Here is a 15683-nt window from a genome sequence, read left to right as displayed (position 1 = left end):
CGGTCGCGCGGCGGGACGTACGGCCCGGGTCAGCCCTCGGCGGGCGCGGTCCGCAGGGCGACGCGGTGCTCACCCGCATACACGTTCATGGAGGAGCCCCGCAGGAAACCGATCAGCGTGAGCCCCGTCTCGGCGGCCAGGTCGACGGCGAGCGACGACGGCGCGGAGACCGCGGCGAGCACCGGGATGCCGGCCATCACGGCCTTCTGGGCCAGCTCGAAGGAGGCGCGGCCCGAGACGAGCAGGACGGCGCGGGACAGCGGCAGGTCCCCGTTCCGCAGGGCGCGGCCGACCAGCTTGTCGACGGCGTTGTGCCGCCCCACGTCCTCGCGTATGTCCAGGAGGGCGCCCTCCTCGTCGAAGAGCGCCGCGGCGTGCAGGCCTCCGGTCCTGTCGAAGACGCGCTGCGCCGCGCGCAGCCGGTCGGGGAGGCTCGCGAGCAGTTCGGTGCCGAGCAGGACGGGGGGCGCGTCGGCGATCGGGAAGCGCGCCGTGGTGCGGACCGCGTCGAGGCTCGCCTTGCCGCACAGTCCGCACGAGGAGGTGGTGTAGACGTTGCGTTCGAGCGTGATGTCGGGGAGGACGACTCCCTCGGCGGTCCGCACGTCGACCACGTTGTACGTGTTGGAGCCGTCATCGCGCGCCCCGGCGCAGTAGACGATCGACCGCAGGTCGTCCGCCGAGGCGAGCACGCCCTCGCTCACCAGGAAGCCCGCCGCGAGCGCGAAGTCGTCGCCCGGGGTGCGCATGGTGATGGCGAGCGGCCTGCCGTTCAGCCGGATCTCCAGGGGTTCCTCCGCGACGAGGGTGTCGGGCCGCTCCGAGACGTGACCGTCCCTGACGCGGATCACCTTGCGTCGCTCCGTGACTCGTCCCATGTCTTGATCAGCCCCGGTTCCGTACGTGCTTGAGGATCTCATTGTCCTGCACGCGCGGAGTCGGGTTGCGGTCGGCTCCCCGGTACGCGCGGCGTACAACCTGTACGAACTCACACACAAGGTCACACCGCTCTTCAGAGGGTGACCACATCATGAGAAGCATCCAAACCCTGCGCTCCTTTCCTGTCGCATTACGTGCACCGTTACTCGTGAGTCGCTGACCAAACTGGAGGGTCCCGCATCTTCGGCATCAAGGGGGACCCGTACATGCACGGCTCGCGCATCGCCGCTGTCGGCCACTATCAGCCCGCCAGAATCCTCACCAACGAGGAGCTGGCGAGCAGGGTCGACACCAGCGACGAGTGGATCCGGTCCCGGGTGGGCATCCGCACCCGCCACATCGCGGGCCCGGAGGAGCCGGTCGACGAGCTGGCCGCGCACGCCGGCGGCAAGGCGCTGGCCGCCGCGGGCCTCACCCCCGACGCGATCGACCTGGTCCTGGTCGCCACCTCCACGGCCATCGACCGCTCGCCGAACATGGCCGCCCGGGTCGCCGCGCGCCTCGGCGTCCCCGGCCCTGCCGCCCTGGACCTCAACGTCGTGTGCGCGGGCTTCACGCACGCGCTCGCCACCGCCGACCACACCGTGCGGGCCGGGGCCGCGACGCGCGCCCTGGTCATCGGCGCGGACAAGATGTCCGAGGTCACCGACTGGACGGACCGGACCACCTGCGTGCTGACCGGCGACGGGGCGGGCGCGGCCGTCGTCGAGGCGTGCGGGCCGGGCGAGGAGCCCGGCATCGGCCCCGTGCTGTGGGGCTCGGTGCCCGAGATGGGCAACGCCGTCCGCATCGAGGGCACGCCGCCGCGCTTCGCCCAGGAGGGCCAGAGCGTCTACCGCTGGGCGACGACCCAACTGCCGCCGCTCGCCCGCGCGGCCTGCGAGCGCGCGGGGCTGACCCCGGCCGACCTCGCCGCGGTCGTCCTGCACCAGGCCAACCTCCGGATCATCGAGCCGCTCGCCGAGCGCATCGGCGCCGTGAACGCCGTGATCGCGCGCGATGTCGTCGACTCCGGGAACACCTCGGCGGCGAGCATCCCGATGGCGCTGTCCAAGCTGGTGGAGCGCGGTGAGGTCAGCTCCGGAGAACCGGTCCTGCTCTTCGGCTTCGGCGGCAACCTGTCGTACGCGGGCCAGGTCGTACGCTGCCCGTGACGTACCGGACAGGGAGAAGAGACATGAGGACGGACCACCGCATACGCCCCTTGATCGAGCAGGACGTGCCGGTGGCCGTGCACACCCTCGCCCGCGCTTTCGCCGACTACCCCTTCACGCGCCACGTCGTCGCCGCCGACGGCCACGAGGAGCGGATCCGGCGCTTCCAGGAACTCTTCCTGACCCGCATCGGAATGGTGTACGGACGCGTCTGGGTCGCCAACGCGGGCCGTGCCGTCGCCGTCTGGACCACGCCGGACCGCGACCCGTCGCCCGGCTTCGCCGCCATCGGCCCGCTCATCGGGGAACTCGCGGGCGACCGCGCGCCCTGGTTCGATTCGGCGGACCGCGCGCTCCTTCCGCACCGTCCCCAGTACCCCGCGTGGTTCCTCGCCACGGTCGGCGTCGACCCGGACGAGCAGGGCAAGGGCCTCGGCGGCGCGGTGCTCGAACCCGGCCTGGAGGCCGCCGACCGCGCGGGCCACCCGTGTTTCCTGGAGACGTCGACCGAGCGGAACGTGGCGTTCTACGAGCGGCTCGGCTTCACCGTCACGGCCGACGTCACGCTGCCTGACCACGGCCCCCGCACGTGGTGCATGCTCCGGAAGCCGGCCCGGACGCACGGCCGTACGCCCCTGTGACACACGGCCGTACGCGCCTGTGACACACGGCCGTACGCCCCTTTGTCCTGTGACTGGAGAAAGTCATGGGTAATTCGCGCTCAACTTCTTCCCAGCCCCGGCAGGCACTGCTACGTTCCCCTCGAAAGCCTGAAGGAAGCCCGAAGGCGACGGCGACCGCGCGACGGCGCGCCGGCCCGAGGGCAACGGCATGGGAAGCCCGATGAGGCGGGGAGGGGCGCGTGAGACGTATGACGGCTCGACCCGCCAACACACACCAGGCGCGCCTGTTGCGCCTGTTGCGTGACGGAGGACCCAACTCCCGCGCCCAGCTGGGCGATCAGATCGACCTCTCACGGTCCAAACTGGCCGTGGAGGTCGACCGGCTCCTGGAGACCGGACTCGTGGTCGCCGACGGACTCGCCGCCTCGCGCGGCGGCCGCCGCTCCCACAACATCCGCCTGGCCCCGGCCCTCCGCTTCCTCGGCGTGGACATCGGCGCGACCTCGGTCGACGTTGCGGTGACCAACGCCGAGCTGGAGGTCCTCGGCCACATCAACCAGCCCATGGACGTGCGCGAGGGCCCGGTCGCGGTCTTCGAGCAGGTCCTCGCCATGGCGGCCAAGCTGAAGGCCTCCGGGCTCGCGGAGGGGTTCGACGGCGCCGGCATCGGCGTCCCGGGCCCGGTCCGCTTCCCGGAGGGCGTGCCCGTCGCCCCGCCGATCATGCCGGGGTGGGACGGCTTCCCCGTCCGGGAGGCCCTCAGCCAGGACCTCGGCTGCCCCGTCATGGTCGACAACGACGTGAACCTCATGGCGATGGGGGAGCAGCACGCGGGCGTCGCACGCTCCGTGGGCGACTTCCTCTGCGTCAAGATCGGCACGGGCATCGGCTGCGGCATCGTCGTCGGCGGTGAGGTCCACCGCGGTACGACGGGCAGCGCCGGCGACATCGGCCACATCCAGTCCGAACCGGACGGACGCCCCTGCGCCTGCGGCAACCGGGGCTGCCTGGAGGCCTACTTCAGCGGCGCGGCGCTCGCCCGCGACGCCGAGGAGGCGGCCAGGGAGGGGCGTTCGGCGGAGCTCGCCACGCGGCTCGACGAGGCGGGACGGCTCACCGCCGTCGACGTCGCGGCGGCCGCCGCCGCGGGCGACCCCGCCGCGCTCGACCTCATCCGCGAGGGCGGCAACCGCACCGGCCAGGTCATCGCGAGTCTCGTCAGCTTCTTCAACCCCGGCCTCGTGGTGATCGGCGGCGGCGTGACCGGGCTCGGCCACACGCTGCTCGCCGCGATCCGCACCCAGGTCTACCGCCAGTCGCTGCCCCTGGCGACCGGCAACCTCCCCATCGTGCTCGGGGAGCTGGGCCCCACAGCCGGAGTCATCGGCGGCGCCCGGCTCATCAGCGACCACCTGTTCTCACCGGCCTGAGCGGCCACCTGTTCTCACCGGCCCGACCGGCCACCTGTTCTTCACCGGCTTGACCGGCCCCGCACCGGCCCGGCCCGACCTCTACGGAACGTAGCGCCACCTCGTCCGGCACAGCGCCCGACCCTGCCCCGTTTCGCCCCGCCCTGTTCCGCCCTGCCCTGAATCCGTCCTGCCCTGCTGCGGCCGCCGCCGAGGGGAACCGTCATGGCATCAGAACCACCCCTGCTCACCATGTCCGGCATCACCAAGTCCTTCCCCGGGGTCCGCGCCCTCGACGGCGTCGACCTCCAGGTCCAGGCCGGGGAAGTGCACTGCCTCCTGGGCCAGAACGGCGCCGGGAAGTCCACCCTCATCAAGGTCCTCGCGGGCGCCCACCAGCCCGACGGCGGCGAGATCACCTGGCGCGGCGAGCGCATCACGCTCCGCTCGCCGATCGCCGCCATGCGGCTCGGCATCGCCACCATCTACCAGGAACTCGACCTGGTCGAAGGCCTCTCCGTCGCGGAGAACGTCCACCTCGGGCACGAGCCGACAACCGCCGGTTTCGTGGTGCGCGGACGGGAGGCCAAGGCCTCGACCGCCGCCCTGCTCAAGCGACTTGGACATTCGGAGATCGATCCGGGACGCCTCGTCGGAGACCTCTCCGCCGCGCAGCAGCAGATCGTCTCGATGGCCCGCGCACTCTCCCACGAGGTGCGCCTCATCGTCATGGACGAGCCGTCCGCCGCCCTCGACCCCGACGAGGTCGACAACCTCTTCCGCATCGTCGGCGACCTCACGGCCGAGGGCGTCGCCGTCGTCTACATCTCCCACCGCCTGGAGGAGATCCGCCGCATCGGCGACCGTGTCACCGTCCTCAAGGACGGGCGCGCCGTCGCGGGCGGCCTGCCCGCGGAATCCACCCCGACCAGGGACGTCGTGGCGCTGATGACGGGCCGCAACGTCGAGTACGTCTTCCCGGACCGGCCCGCCGAACCGCCCGCCACGCCACCGGTGTTGACCGTACGCGGCCTCTCCCGGCGAGGCGAGTTCGAGCCCCTCGACCTCGATCTGCGCCCCGGCGAGATCGTGGGCCTCGCCGGACTCGTCGGCTCCGGCCGCTCCGAGATCCTGGAGACGATCTACGGCGCCCGCAAGCCCACCACCGGCCAAGTGGTCGTCGGCGGTCAGGAGTTGAAGGCGGGCAGCGTGCGGGCCGCCGTCCGCGCGGGGCTCGGACTCGCCCCCGAGGAACGCAAGGCGCAGGCCCTCCTCATGCTGGAGTCCGTCACCCGCAACGTATCGGTGTCGACCATGTCCCGCTTCTCGCACGGCGGCTGGCTCGACCGCGGTGCCGAACGCGAGGCCGCGCGCGCCGCGACGCGCGAGCTTTCGCTGCGCCCCGACGACCCCGCAGCCCCCGTGCGCACCCTGTCCGGCGGCAACCAGCAGAAGGCCGTCCTGGCCCGCTGGCTGCTGCGCGGCTGCCGCGTCCTGCTGCTCGACGAACCGACCCGCGGCGTCGACGTCGGAGCCCGCGCCGAGCTGTACGCGGTGATCCGCCGGCTCGCCGACGAGGGCCTCGCCGTGCTCCTCGTCTCCAGCGAGGTGCCCGAGGTGCTCGGCCTCGCCGACCGCGTGCTGGTCCTCCGCGAGGGCCGCGTCGTCCACACCGCACCCGCCCGTGACCTCGATGAACACCGCGTACTCGACCTCGTCCTTGAAGGGAGCCCGGCGGCATGACCCAGCCAGCCCCGGCGGCCGAGGCCGCCACCCGCAAGAGCGCCCCCGCCGACGGCGGAAGCCCGTGGCGCGCCACGCTGGCCCGCGCCGACGTGCGGACCCTGTCGCTGCTCGGCGTGCTCGCCACGCTGATCGTGATCGGCGGCATCACCCAGCCCGACTCGTTCCTCGACACCGACAACGTCCAGCTGATCCTCACCCAGGCCTCCGTCATCGGCGTCGTCACCGTCGGCATGACCTTCGTGATCATCTCCGGTGGCATCGACCTCTCCGTCGGCGCGATCGTCGCGCTCGCCTCGGTGTGGGCGACGACGGTCGCCACCCAGGAGTACGGCTTCGCGGGCATCCTCTTCACCGCCGTGGTCGTCGGCATGGGGTGCGGCCTGGTGAACGGCCTGCTCATCGCGTACGGCGGGATCGTGCCGTTCATCGCCACCCTCGCCATGCTGGCGGCGGGCCGCGGCCTCGCCCTGCAGATCACCGACGGCAAGACCCAGATGGTCACCGTGGACGGGGTGCTGGACCTCGGCCTTCGCGAGTCGTACATCCTCGGCATCCCGCCGCTGGTCCTGGTCTTCGCCGCCGTCACCGCCGTCGGCTGGCTGCTCCTGAACCGCACGACCTTCGGGCGGCGCTCGCTCGCGGTCGGCGGCAACGCGGAAGCGGCCCGCCTTGCCGGCATCGACGTCCGCAGGCAGCGGCTCTATCTGTATCTGCTCTCCGGCCTGTGCTGCGGCATCGCGGCCTTCCTGCTGATCATCCTCTCCGGCTCGGGCCAGAACACCAACGGCAACCTGTACGAACTCGACGCCATCGCGGCGGTGATCATCGGCGGCACCCTGCTCAGCGGCGGGCGCGGCACGATCACCGGCTCCGTGCTCGGCGTACTGATCTTCACCACGATCACCAACATCTTCGCGCTCAACAACCTGGAGACCGCGACCCAGCAGATCGCCAAGGGCGCGATCATCGTCGCCGCGGTGCTCGTCCAACGACGTACGGCCACCACTACTTGAGCTGAGGGGTTCACCCATGCCATCCCACACGAGCCGCAGAGGGCTCCTCTTCGGAGCCGCCGCCCTGTCCACCGGAGCCCTGGTCACCGGGTGCACCAGCAACGAGTCCAAGGACGAGGGGTCCGAGGACACGGCACAGCAGGTCGCCGACGACAAGCCGGGCAAGAAGGTCACCATCGGCTTCGCGGGCCCCCAGGCCGACCACGGCTGGCTCAACGCCATCAACGACAACGCCAAGAAGCGGGCCGAGAAGTACTCGGACGTCACGCTGGAGGCCACCGAGGGGTCGAACGACACCGCGGCCCAGATCGGCCAGGTCGAGACGCTGATCAACAAGAAGGTCGACGTCCTCGTCGTCCTGCCCGCCGACGGCAAGGCCCTCACCCAGGTCGGCCTGAAGGCCATGAAGGCGGGCATCCCCGTCGTCAACCTCGACCGCGTCTTCGCCTCGCCGCAGGCCTACCGCTGCTGGATCGGCGGCGACAACTACGGCATGGGCCTCAGCGCCGGGCACTACATCGGCGAGCAGCTCAAGGACAAGAAGAACGCCCGCGTCATCGAGCTGGCGGGCATCGACAACCTCGAACTCACCAAGCAGCGCAGCAAAGGGTTCGACGACGCACTCAAGAACTACCCGAACATCAAGAAGGTCGCCCGCCAGGCCGCCGACTTCACCGTCGAGTCCGGACAGGCGAAGATGTCCCAACTCCTCCAGGCCCAGAAGAACTTCGACGCCCTGTGGAACCACGACGACGACCAGGGCGTGGGCGCCCTGCGCGCCATCAAGCAGGCGGGCCGCGACGACTTCCTGATGGTGGGCGGCGCGGGCGCGCTCTCCGCGATGCAGGCCATCGAGGCGGACGACAGCGTCCTGAAGGCCACCGTCCTCTACCCGCCGACGATGGCCGCGTCCGCGATCGACCTGGCGCGCGCCCTCGGGCAGGGCAAGGGCGTCAGCGGCATGGCGGAGTTCGAGATCCCGTCCTTCGTCACTTGCTATTCGGCCGTCGTCGACAAGGAGAACGTCGGCCAGTACATGTCCACCGGCTTCAAGTGATGCGCGCTCCCGCACCCCCCACCGAGCGTCGACGAGGAGGATTACCGCATGCGTGAGACGGACCCCGAGGCCGGGAAGCGGCCACTGGGAGCAGATGCCGGCAAGCGGCCACTGGGAGTGGGCATGGTCGGCTACGCCTTCATGGGCGCCGCCCACTCACAGGGCTGGCGCACCGTGGGGCGAGCCTTCGACCTGCCGGTGCGGCCGGTGCTCTCGGCCGTCTGCGGCCGCGACGGCGGCGCCGTGCGCGCCGCCGCCGACCGGCTCGGCTGGGCCGCCGCCGAGACCGACTGGCGCGCCCTGATCGCCCGCGACGACGTCGACATCGTCGACATCTGCACCCCGGGCGACAGCCATGCGGAGATCGCCGTCGCCGCCCTGGAGGCGGGCAAGCACGTGCTGTGCGAGAAGCCGCTCGCGAACACCGTGGAGGAGGCCGAGGCGATGGCCGAGGCCGCCGAACGGGCCCGCGCACGCGGGCAGGTGGCCATGGTCGGCTTCAACTACCGCCGGGTGCCCGCCCTCGCGCTCGCCCGTCGGATGGTCGTGGAAGGACGGCTCGGCGTGCTGCGCCACGTGCGCCTGACGTACCTTCAGGACTGGCTAGTCGACGCGGACTTCCCGCTCACCTGGCGGCTGCGCAAGGACCGCGCGGGCTCCGGGGCGCTCGGCGACCTGGGGGCGCACATCGTGGACCTCGCGCAGTACCTGGTGGGGGAGCCGGTGGCCGGGGTGTCGGCGCTCACCGAGACCTTCGTACGCGAACGCCCCGTCCTGGAGGGGGCGTCCAGCGGGCTCACGGCGGCGGGCGGCAGCCGGCTCGGGGCGGTCACGGTCGACGACGCGGCCGTCTTCACCGGGCGGTTCCCGTCCGGCGCCCTCGCCTCCTTCGAGGCGACGCGCTTCGCCGCAGGCCGCAAGAACGCGCTGCGGCTCGAACTCAACGGCTCCGCCGGGTCGTTGGCGTTCGACCTGGAGCGCCTGAACGAGCTGTCGTTCCACGACCACACGGAGCCCGCCGCGTCGTCCGGCTTCCGCCGCATCCTCGTGACCGAGCCCGAGCACCCGTACCTGGAGGCGTGGTGGCCGCCCGGCCACGGCCTCGGCTACGAACACACCTTCGTGCACCAGGCCCGCGACCTGCTGCACGCCATCGCCACCGGGGCGCGGCCCGAGCCCTCCTTCGCCGACGGCCTGTCCGTGCAGCGGGTGCTCGCCGCGGTGGAGGAGAGCGCGGCGAAGAACTCCGTGTACACGCTGATCCCCGCCTGAGGAGGCCCCGCCATGCCCCGTAGGTTCACGCTCTTCACCGGCCAGTGGGCCGACCTGCCGCTCGAAGAGGTCTGCGGGTACGCCCGCGACTTCGGCTACGACGGTCTCGAACTCGCCTGCTGGGGCGACCACTTCGAGGTCGACAAGGCGCTCGCCGACCCGTCCTACCTGGACGGGCGGCACGCGCTGCTCGACAAGTACGGGCTCAAGTGCTGGGCGATCTCCAACCACCTCGTCGGACAGGCCGTCTGCGACGCGATCATCGACGAGCGGCATCAGGCGATCCTGCCGGCCCGCATCTGGGGCGACGGGGAGGCGGAGGGGGTGCGGCAGCGGGCCGCCGCCGAGATCAAGGACACCGCGCGGGCGGCCGCCGCCTTCGGTGTCGACACGGTCGTCGGCTTCACCGGCTCGTCGATCTGGCACCTGGTCGCGATGTTCCCGCCGGCCCCCGAGTCGATGATCGAGCGGGGCTACGAGGACTTCGCCGAGCGCTGGAACCCGATCCTGGACGTCTTCGACGCGCAGGGCGTGCGGTTCGCCCACGAGGTGCACCCGTCGGAGATCGCGTACGACTACTGGACCACGCACAAGGCGCTCGAAGCCGTCGGCCACCGGCCCGCGTTCGGCCTGAACTTCGACCCCTCGCACTTCGTGTGGCAGGACCTCGACCCGGTCGGCTTCCTCTACGACTTCCGGGACCGCATCTACCACGTCGACTGCAAGGAGGCCCGGCGCCGCCTGGACGGCCGCAACGGCCGCCTCGGCTCGCACCTCCCATGGGGCGACCCGCGACGCGGCTGGGACTTCGTGTCGGCCGGCCACGGGGACGTGCCCTGGGAGGACGTCTTCCGGATGCTGCGCTCCATCGCGTACGACGGGCCGATCTCCGTGGAGTGGGAGGACGCGGGCATGGACCGGCTCCAGGGCGCGCCGGAGGCGCTGACGCGCTTGAAGGCGTACGACTTCGAGGCGCCGACTGCGTCCTTCGACGCGGCGTTCGGCGGCTCCGACTAGTCCGGACCCGAATCAGGTTTGTCCATTGACAGGAAAAAGTTCAACTTCCGTCCCGCACAAGGGCTTTCCGCCCGGGACAAACCTGGCTACCGTCCCTGAGGTGTACAGGACATGAATGGTCCGGGGTGACGGCGCACCCCGGCGCACGGCGCACACACCCCGTACGACCGTCCCCCTCCGGAGGAACACCGTGCACAGGAAACGCCCGAGACTGCGCAGCACACTCGCCCTGCTCACCGGCGCCGTACTCACCGGCGCCACCCTCACCCTCACCGCACCGCAGGCCGGCGCCGCCCCGGCGGACCCGCCCGCGACCGCCGCCCCCACCGCCGAGGACTTCCAGCAGGTCACCCTCGCCAAGGGCGAGCCCGAGACGGGCGAGCCGATGACGCTCTCCGTGCTCCCCGACCGCTCGGTCCTGCACACCTCCCGCGACGGCACGCTCCGCCTCACCGACGCGGCGGGCAACACCAGGATCGCCGGAAAGATACCGGTCTACACCCACGACGAAGAAGGCTTGCAGGGCGTCGCCATAGACCCGAAGTTCAGCGAGAACCGCGCGATCTACCTCTACTACGCGCCGCCGCTGGACACCCCCGCGGGCGACGCCCCGGAGAACGGCACGGCCGAGGACTTCAAGAAGTTCGACGGCGTGAACCGCCTCTCCCGCTTCGTCCTCAAGGCCGACGGCACCCTGGACAACGCCAGCGAGAAGAAGGTCCTCGACGTCCCCGCGAGCCGCGGCACCTGCTGTCACGTCGGCGGCGACATCGACTTCGACAAGGAGGGCAACCTCTACCTGTCGACGGGCGACGACTCCAACCCCTTCGCCTCCGACGGCTTCACCCCCATCGACGAGCGGCCGAACCGCAACCCCGCCTTCGACGCCCGGCGCAGCGCCGGCAACACCAACGACCTGCGCGGCAAGATCCTGCGCATCAAGGTCGCCGCCGACGGCAGCTACACGGTCCCCGACGGCAACCTCTTCGCCAAGGGCACCGAGAAGACCCGCCCCGAGATCTACGCGATGGGCTTCCGCAACCCCTTCCGCATGAGTGTCGACAAGCCGACCGGCATCGTCTACGTCGGTGACTACGGACCCGACGCCGGCGCGGCCGACCCCAAGCGCGGCCCGGCGGGACAGGTCGAGTTCGCCCGCGTCACCAAGCCGGGCAACTTCGGCTGGCCCTTCTGCGCCGGCAAGAACCAGCCCTACGTCGACTACGACTTCGCCACCGGCACCTCCGGCGCCACCTTCGACTGCGCGGCCCCCAAGAACGAATCGCGGCACAACACCGGCCTCACCGAGCTGCCGCCCGCGCAGGAGGCCTGGATCCCCTACGACGGCGGCTCCGTCCCCGAGTTCGGCACCGGCTCCGAATCCCCGATGGGCGGCCCCGTCTACCGCTACGACGCGGCGAACACCTCGCCCGTGAAGTTCCCCGAGGCGTACGACGGCGACTACTTCGCCGGAGAGTTCGGCCGACGCTGGATCAAGCGCATCGAGCACGACGCGGACGGCACCGTGCGGTCCATCAACCCCTTCCCCTGGACGGGCACCCAGGTGATGGACATGGAGTTCGGACCCGACGGCGCCCTCTACGTCCTCGACTACGGCACCGCCTGGTTCGGCGGCGACGAGAACTCCGGCCTCTACCGCATCGAGAACGCCACGGACGGCCACTCCCCGGTCGTCGAGGCGAGCGCGTCGGTGACCAGCGGCCAGGCCCCGCTGCGCACGAAGTTCACCGCCAAGGCCACGGACGCCGACGGCGGCACGCTCACCTACGCGTGGGACTTCGGCGACGGCGGCAAGTCGACGCAGCAGAACCCCACGTACACGTACAAGAAGAACGGTGTCTACACGGCGACCGTGACCGTCAAGGACTCCACCGGACGCACCGGTTCGGCCAGCGCGCACATCACCGTCGGCAACACCGCGCCCAAGGTCACCCTGGAACTCCCCGGTGACGGACAGCTCTTCACCTTCGGCGACAAGGTGCCCTTCAAGGTGAAGGTGACCGACCCGGAGGACGGCCCGGTCGACTGCGCCAAGGTCAAGGTCACCCACATCCTCGGCCACGACAGCCACGGCCACCCGGTCACCTCGGCCAACGGCTGCGAGGGCACCATCCAGACGTCGGCGGACGGCGAGCACGACCCGAACGCCAACATCTTCGGGGTCTTCGACGCCGAGTACACCGACAAGGGTGCGAACGGCCAGCCCGCGCTGACCACCCACGACCAGAACGTGGTCCAGCCCAAGCACCGCCAGGGCGAGCACTACAACGACTCCAAGGGCGTCTCCGTCGTCAACCACACCCCGGCGCACGGCGGCAAGACCGTCGGCCACATCCACAACGGCGACTGGATCTCCTTCAAGCCCTACATCCTCGGCAACGCCACCAAGCTGACCGCACGCGTCGCATCGGCCGGTGCCGGCGGCACCCTGGAGGTGCGCAGCGGATCGGCCGGCGGCAGGCTGCTCGGCGCCGCGAAGGTCACACCGACCGGAGGCTGGGAGAAGTACGCCGACGTCAGCACGGTGATCAGCAAGCCGCCGACGAAGACCACCACGCTCTACCTGGTCTTCAAGGGCAAGGGAACCGGCTCGCTCTACGACGTGGACGACTTCACCTTCACCACCAGCTCCAGCTCCGGCTGAGGAAGGGGCGAGCACCATGCGCAGACGCGCACGGCTCATCACCGCGACCGCGGCCGCCGCACTCCTCATCGGGTGTGTCTCGGGCCCCGCGGCCTCCGAACCCGAACCGGACCGGGCGGGCGAACGGGTCCTGGTCTTCTCCAAGACCGCGGGCTTCCGGCACGACTCCATCCCCACCGGCATCGCGACGGTCAAGGAACTCGGCGCCGCCCACGGCTTCGCCGTCGACGCGACCGAGGACGCGGGCTCCTTCACGGCCGCCAACCTGGCCAAGTACGACGCCGTGATCTGGCTGTCGACCACCGGTGACGTCCTGAACACCACGCAGCAGGGGGCCTTCGAGCGGTACATCCGCGGTGGTGGCGCCTACGTCGGCGTGCACGCCGCGGCCGACACCGAGTACGACTGGCCCTTCTACGGCGGGCTCGCGGGCGCCTACTTCCAGTCGCACCCCGCGATCCAGCCCGCGAAGGTGCACGTCGAGGACCACGCGCACCCGGCGACCTCCCACCTGGGCACCGGGAGCTGGGACCGCACCGACGAGTGGTACAACTACCGCGCCAACCCCCGGGACAAGGCCCATGTCCTCGCCTCGCTCGACGAGACGTCGTACACGGGCGGCACGATGGCGGGCGACCACCCGATCGCCTGGTGCCAGAGCGACTACCAAGGCGGGCGCTCCTTCTACACCGGCGGCGGCCACACCAAGGAGTCCTACGCCGAACCGGCCTTTCGCCAACACCTGTTGGGCGGCATCCGCTGGGCCGTCGGCGCGGCCCGGGCGGACTGCAGGGCCGAGAAGGGCTACACCCCGCTCTTCGACGGAACGGCGGCCTCGCTGGAGGGCTGGAAGCAGGCAGGCCCGGGATCGTTCGCACTGGACGAGGACGACGGAACGCTCACCACCGTCGGCGGCATGGGCATGCTCTGGTACGACCGGCGGGAACTCGGCTCGTACTCCCTCAAGCTCGACTGGCGCATGCGCGGCGACGACAACTCCGGGATCTTCGTGGGCTTCCCGCGCTCCGACGACCCCTGGTCGGCCGTGAACAACGGCTACGAGATCCAGATCGACGCCACCGACATCCCGGCGAAGACCACCGGCTCCGTCTACGGCTTCCGGTCCGCCGACCTGAAGAAGCGCGACAGGGCCCTGAACCGGCCGGGGGAGTGGAACACCTACGAGATCCGCGTCGAGGGCGAACGCCTTCGCGTCTACCTCAACGGAGTCAAGATCAACGACTTCACCAACACCGACCCGGCGCGCAGCCTGCGCCAAGGCCACATCGGCATCCAGAACCACGGCGACGCCGACGAGGTCTCCTTCCGGAACATCCGGGTGAAGGACCTGCCGGCCCGCCGCGCAGGGACACCCGCACCGAACGGCCCGCAAACGGACCGCCACCCGGCAGCGGGCCGCTAGACGGCGGCGGGCGGAGGACGCCGGACCTCCGCCCGCCGTCTCGCACCGCGCTCCGTTCGTCGAACCCGGTATCCCGTATCGGGCTCCCGAGTCGAGACGAGTCGAGTCGAGACGAGTCGAGTCGAGTCCCGAGCTCTTGAGCCATGGCAGGAGGCAGCCGTGTCCACATCCGCGACCTCTACATCCACGCCCTCTACTTCCCCCCTCGGGACGTCGCCCGTCGGACCCACCGGCGTATGGCTGATCGGGGCACGCGGCTCGGTCGCGACCACGGCCGTCGCCGGCTGCGCGGCGGTGGCCGCCGGACTGCACGCGCCCACCGGCATGGTGACCGAAACCCCGCCCTTCCTGGACCGCGGACTGCCAACGTTGTCGTCGCTCGTCTTCGGCGGCCACGACACCACGAGCTGCCCCCTGCCCAAACGCGCCGAAGAACTCGCCGCGGGCGGCGTCCTGCCGCACAGCCTCCCCTCCGCGGTGCGCGCCGAACTCGCCGCCGCCGACGCCGAGATCCGCCCCGGCGGACCCCAGCCCGGCGACTCCCGCGGCGACGAGGAACTCATCGACGCCTTCACCGCCGACCTCCGCGACTTCGTACGCCGCCGCGGACTGGCCCGCGCGGTGGTCGTGAACGTCGCCTCCACCGAACCCCGCCCCGCGGACGGCGACGAACGGCTGCCCGCCAGCTCCCTCTACGCGGCAGCCGCCCTCCGGGCCGGCTGCCCCTACGTCAACTTCACCCCCTCCACCGGCCTGCACCACCCCCGCCTCACCGAGGCGGCACGCACCTCCGGCCTCCCGTACGCCGGCCGGGACGGCAAGACCGGCCAGACCCTCCTCCGCTCCGTACTCGGCCCGATGTTCGCGCAGCGGGCACTCGCCGTGCGCGCCTGGTCGGGCACCAACCTCCTGGGCGGCGGGGACGGCGCCGCCCTGGCCGACCCCGCGGCCGCGGCCGCGAAGAACACGGGCAAGGAACGCGTCCTCGCCGACACCCTGGGCACCACCCCCGAAGGCGAGGTCCACATCGACGACGTGCCGTCCCTCGGCGACTGGAAGACGGCCTGGGACCACATCGCCTTCGACGGCTTCCTCGGCACCCGCATGGTCCTCCAGACCACCTGGCAGGGCTGCGACTCGGCCCTCGCCGCCCCCCTGATCCTGGACCTCGCCCGCCTCACGTCCCGCGCCCACGAACGCGGCCTCTCCGGCCCCCTCCCCGCCCTCGCCTTCTACTTCAAGGATCCGGACCCCGGCGCCCCCGCCGCCCTGGGCGACCAGTACACATCCCTCCTGGGCTTCGCGGCACGGCTGGGGGAGGGGAGCCGATGAGCCCTCGACGCACCACACGACGACCGCACCCTC

12 protein-coding genes are annotated in these 15683 nt (G+C 71.3%); 11 read left to right on the top strand and 1 reads right to left on the bottom strand.

Translation table 11 applies throughout. The annotated features are described in order from the left end of the window. Positions 1-29: 29 nt before the first annotated feature. Entirely contained in the window at positions 30-878 is an 849-nt protein-coding gene (gene fdhD, locus AB0H82_RS15690) for a formate dehydrogenase accessory sulfurtransferase FdhD (RefSeq protein WP_362992876.1), read from the bottom strand. A 267-nt stretch (positions 879-1145) separates the two neighbouring features. Here fdhD and AB0H82_RS15685 point away from each other — a divergent pair, with 267 nt between their 5' ends. The 11 genes from AB0H82_RS15685 to AB0H82_RS15635 all read left to right on the top strand — a co-directional run bounded on the left by AB0H82_RS15685 (position 1146) and on the right by AB0H82_RS15635 (position 15650). Further along, positions 1146-2093: a beta-ketoacyl-ACP synthase III gene (locus AB0H82_RS15685; protein ID WP_362992874.1), complete on the top strand. Its 948-nt coding sequence runs from the start codon at positions 1146-1148 to the stop codon at positions 2091-2093. Positions 2094-2116: 23 nt separating this feature from the next. Continuing rightward, on the top strand, positions 2117-2734 hold the full coding sequence (locus tag AB0H82_RS15680; RefSeq protein WP_362992872.1) for a GNAT family N-acetyltransferase: 618 nt from the start codon (positions 2117-2119) through the stop codon (positions 2732-2734). A 230-nt stretch (positions 2735-2964) separates the two neighbouring features. Then, entirely contained in the window at positions 2965-4146 is a 1182-nt protein-coding gene (locus AB0H82_RS15675) for an ROK family transcriptional regulator (protein ID WP_362992870.1), read from the top strand. 204 nt (positions 4147-4350) lie between these two features. After that, positions 4351-5868 carry a sugar ABC transporter ATP-binding protein gene (locus AB0H82_RS15670; RefSeq protein WP_362992868.1) on the top strand — a complete coding sequence of 506 codons (1518 nt, stop codon included), beginning with the start codon at positions 4351-4353 and terminating at the stop codon, positions 5866-5868. Next, complete coding sequence (locus AB0H82_RS15665) at positions 5865-6884, top strand: ABC transporter permease (RefSeq protein WP_362992866.1); 1020 nt, start codon at positions 5865-5867, stop codon at positions 6882-6884. The genes AB0H82_RS15670 and AB0H82_RS15665 overlap by 4 nt, the downstream gene beginning before the upstream one ends. 16 nt (positions 6885-6900) lie before the next feature. Continuing rightward, a complete protein-coding gene (locus AB0H82_RS15660; RefSeq protein ID WP_362992864.1) occupies positions 6901-7941 on the top strand; it encodes a substrate-binding domain-containing protein in 1041 nt (346 codons plus the stop codon). Between the two features lie 48 nt (positions 7942-7989). Next, the gene (locus tag AB0H82_RS15655; RefSeq protein WP_362992862.1) at positions 7990-9213 is read left to right on the top strand and encodes a Gfo/Idh/MocA family oxidoreductase; all 1224 of its coding nucleotides are present in this window, start codon (positions 7990-7992) and stop codon (positions 9211-9213) included. A 12-nt stretch (positions 9214-9225) separates the two neighbouring features. Then, complete coding sequence (locus AB0H82_RS15650) at positions 9226-10230, top strand: sugar phosphate isomerase/epimerase family protein (protein WP_362992860.1); 1005 nt, start codon at positions 9226-9228, stop codon at positions 10228-10230. A 190-nt stretch (positions 10231-10420) separates the two neighbouring features. Continuing rightward, the gene (locus AB0H82_RS15645) at positions 10421-12895 is read left to right on the top strand and encodes a PQQ-dependent sugar dehydrogenase (RefSeq protein WP_362992858.1); all 2475 of its coding nucleotides are present in this window, start codon (positions 10421-10423) and stop codon (positions 12893-12895) included. 16 nt (positions 12896-12911) lie between these two features. Continuing rightward, positions 12912-14318 (top strand): ThuA domain-containing protein, encoded by a 1407-nt coding sequence (locus AB0H82_RS15640; RefSeq protein WP_362992856.1) that lies wholly within the window; start codon positions 12912-12914, stop codon positions 14316-14318. A 159-nt stretch (positions 14319-14477) separates the two neighbouring features. Next, a complete protein-coding gene (locus AB0H82_RS15635) occupies positions 14478-15650 on the top strand; it encodes an inositol-3-phosphate synthase (RefSeq protein ID WP_362992854.1) in 1173 nt (390 codons plus the stop codon). Positions 15651-15683: the final 33 nt, after the last annotated feature.

The sequence above is a fragment of the Streptomyces sp. NPDC050732 genome (assembly GCF_040654255.1).
Lineage (GTDB): Bacteria > Actinomycetota > Actinomycetes > Streptomycetales > Streptomycetaceae > Streptomyces.
Note: the sequence above shows the minus strand (reverse complement) of the source record. Positions and strands in the feature narration are given on the sequence as shown.

What these genes read in the sequence shown, in the direction of transcription:
- AB0H82_RS15675 (WP_362992870.1), top strand. Translation starts at nt 2,965, where the DNA reads ATGACGGCTCGACCCGCCAACACACACCAGGCGCGCCTGTTGCGCCTG.
- AB0H82_RS15650 (WP_362992860.1), top strand. Translation starts at nt 9,226, where the DNA reads ATGCCCCGTAGGTTCACGCTCTTCACCGGCCAGTGGGCCGACCTGCCG.
- fdhD (WP_362992876.1), bottom strand. Translation starts at nt 878, where the DNA reads ATGGGACGAGTCACGGAGCGACGCAAGGTGATCCGCGTCAGGGACGGT.
- AB0H82_RS15655 (WP_362992862.1), top strand. Translation starts at nt 7,990, where the DNA reads ATGCGTGAGACGGACCCCGAGGCCGGGAAGCGGCCACTGGGAGCAGAT.
- AB0H82_RS15680 (WP_362992872.1), top strand. Translation starts at nt 2,117, where the DNA reads ATGAGGACGGACCACCGCATACGCCCCTTGATCGAGCAGGACGTGCCG.
- AB0H82_RS15670 (WP_362992868.1), top strand. Translation starts at nt 4,351, where the DNA reads ATGGCATCAGAACCACCCCTGCTCACCATGTCCGGCATCACCAAGTCC.
- AB0H82_RS15660 (WP_362992864.1), top strand. Translation starts at nt 6,901, where the DNA reads ATGCCATCCCACACGAGCCGCAGAGGGCTCCTCTTCGGAGCCGCCGCC.
- AB0H82_RS15665 (WP_362992866.1), top strand. Translation starts at nt 5,865, where the DNA reads ATGACCCAGCCAGCCCCGGCGGCCGAGGCCGCCACCCGCAAGAGCGCC.
- AB0H82_RS15640 (WP_362992856.1), top strand. Translation starts at nt 12,912, where the DNA reads ATGCGCAGACGCGCACGGCTCATCACCGCGACCGCGGCCGCCGCACTC.
- AB0H82_RS15685 (WP_362992874.1), top strand. Translation starts at nt 1,146, where the DNA reads ATGCACGGCTCGCGCATCGCCGCTGTCGGCCACTATCAGCCCGCCAGA.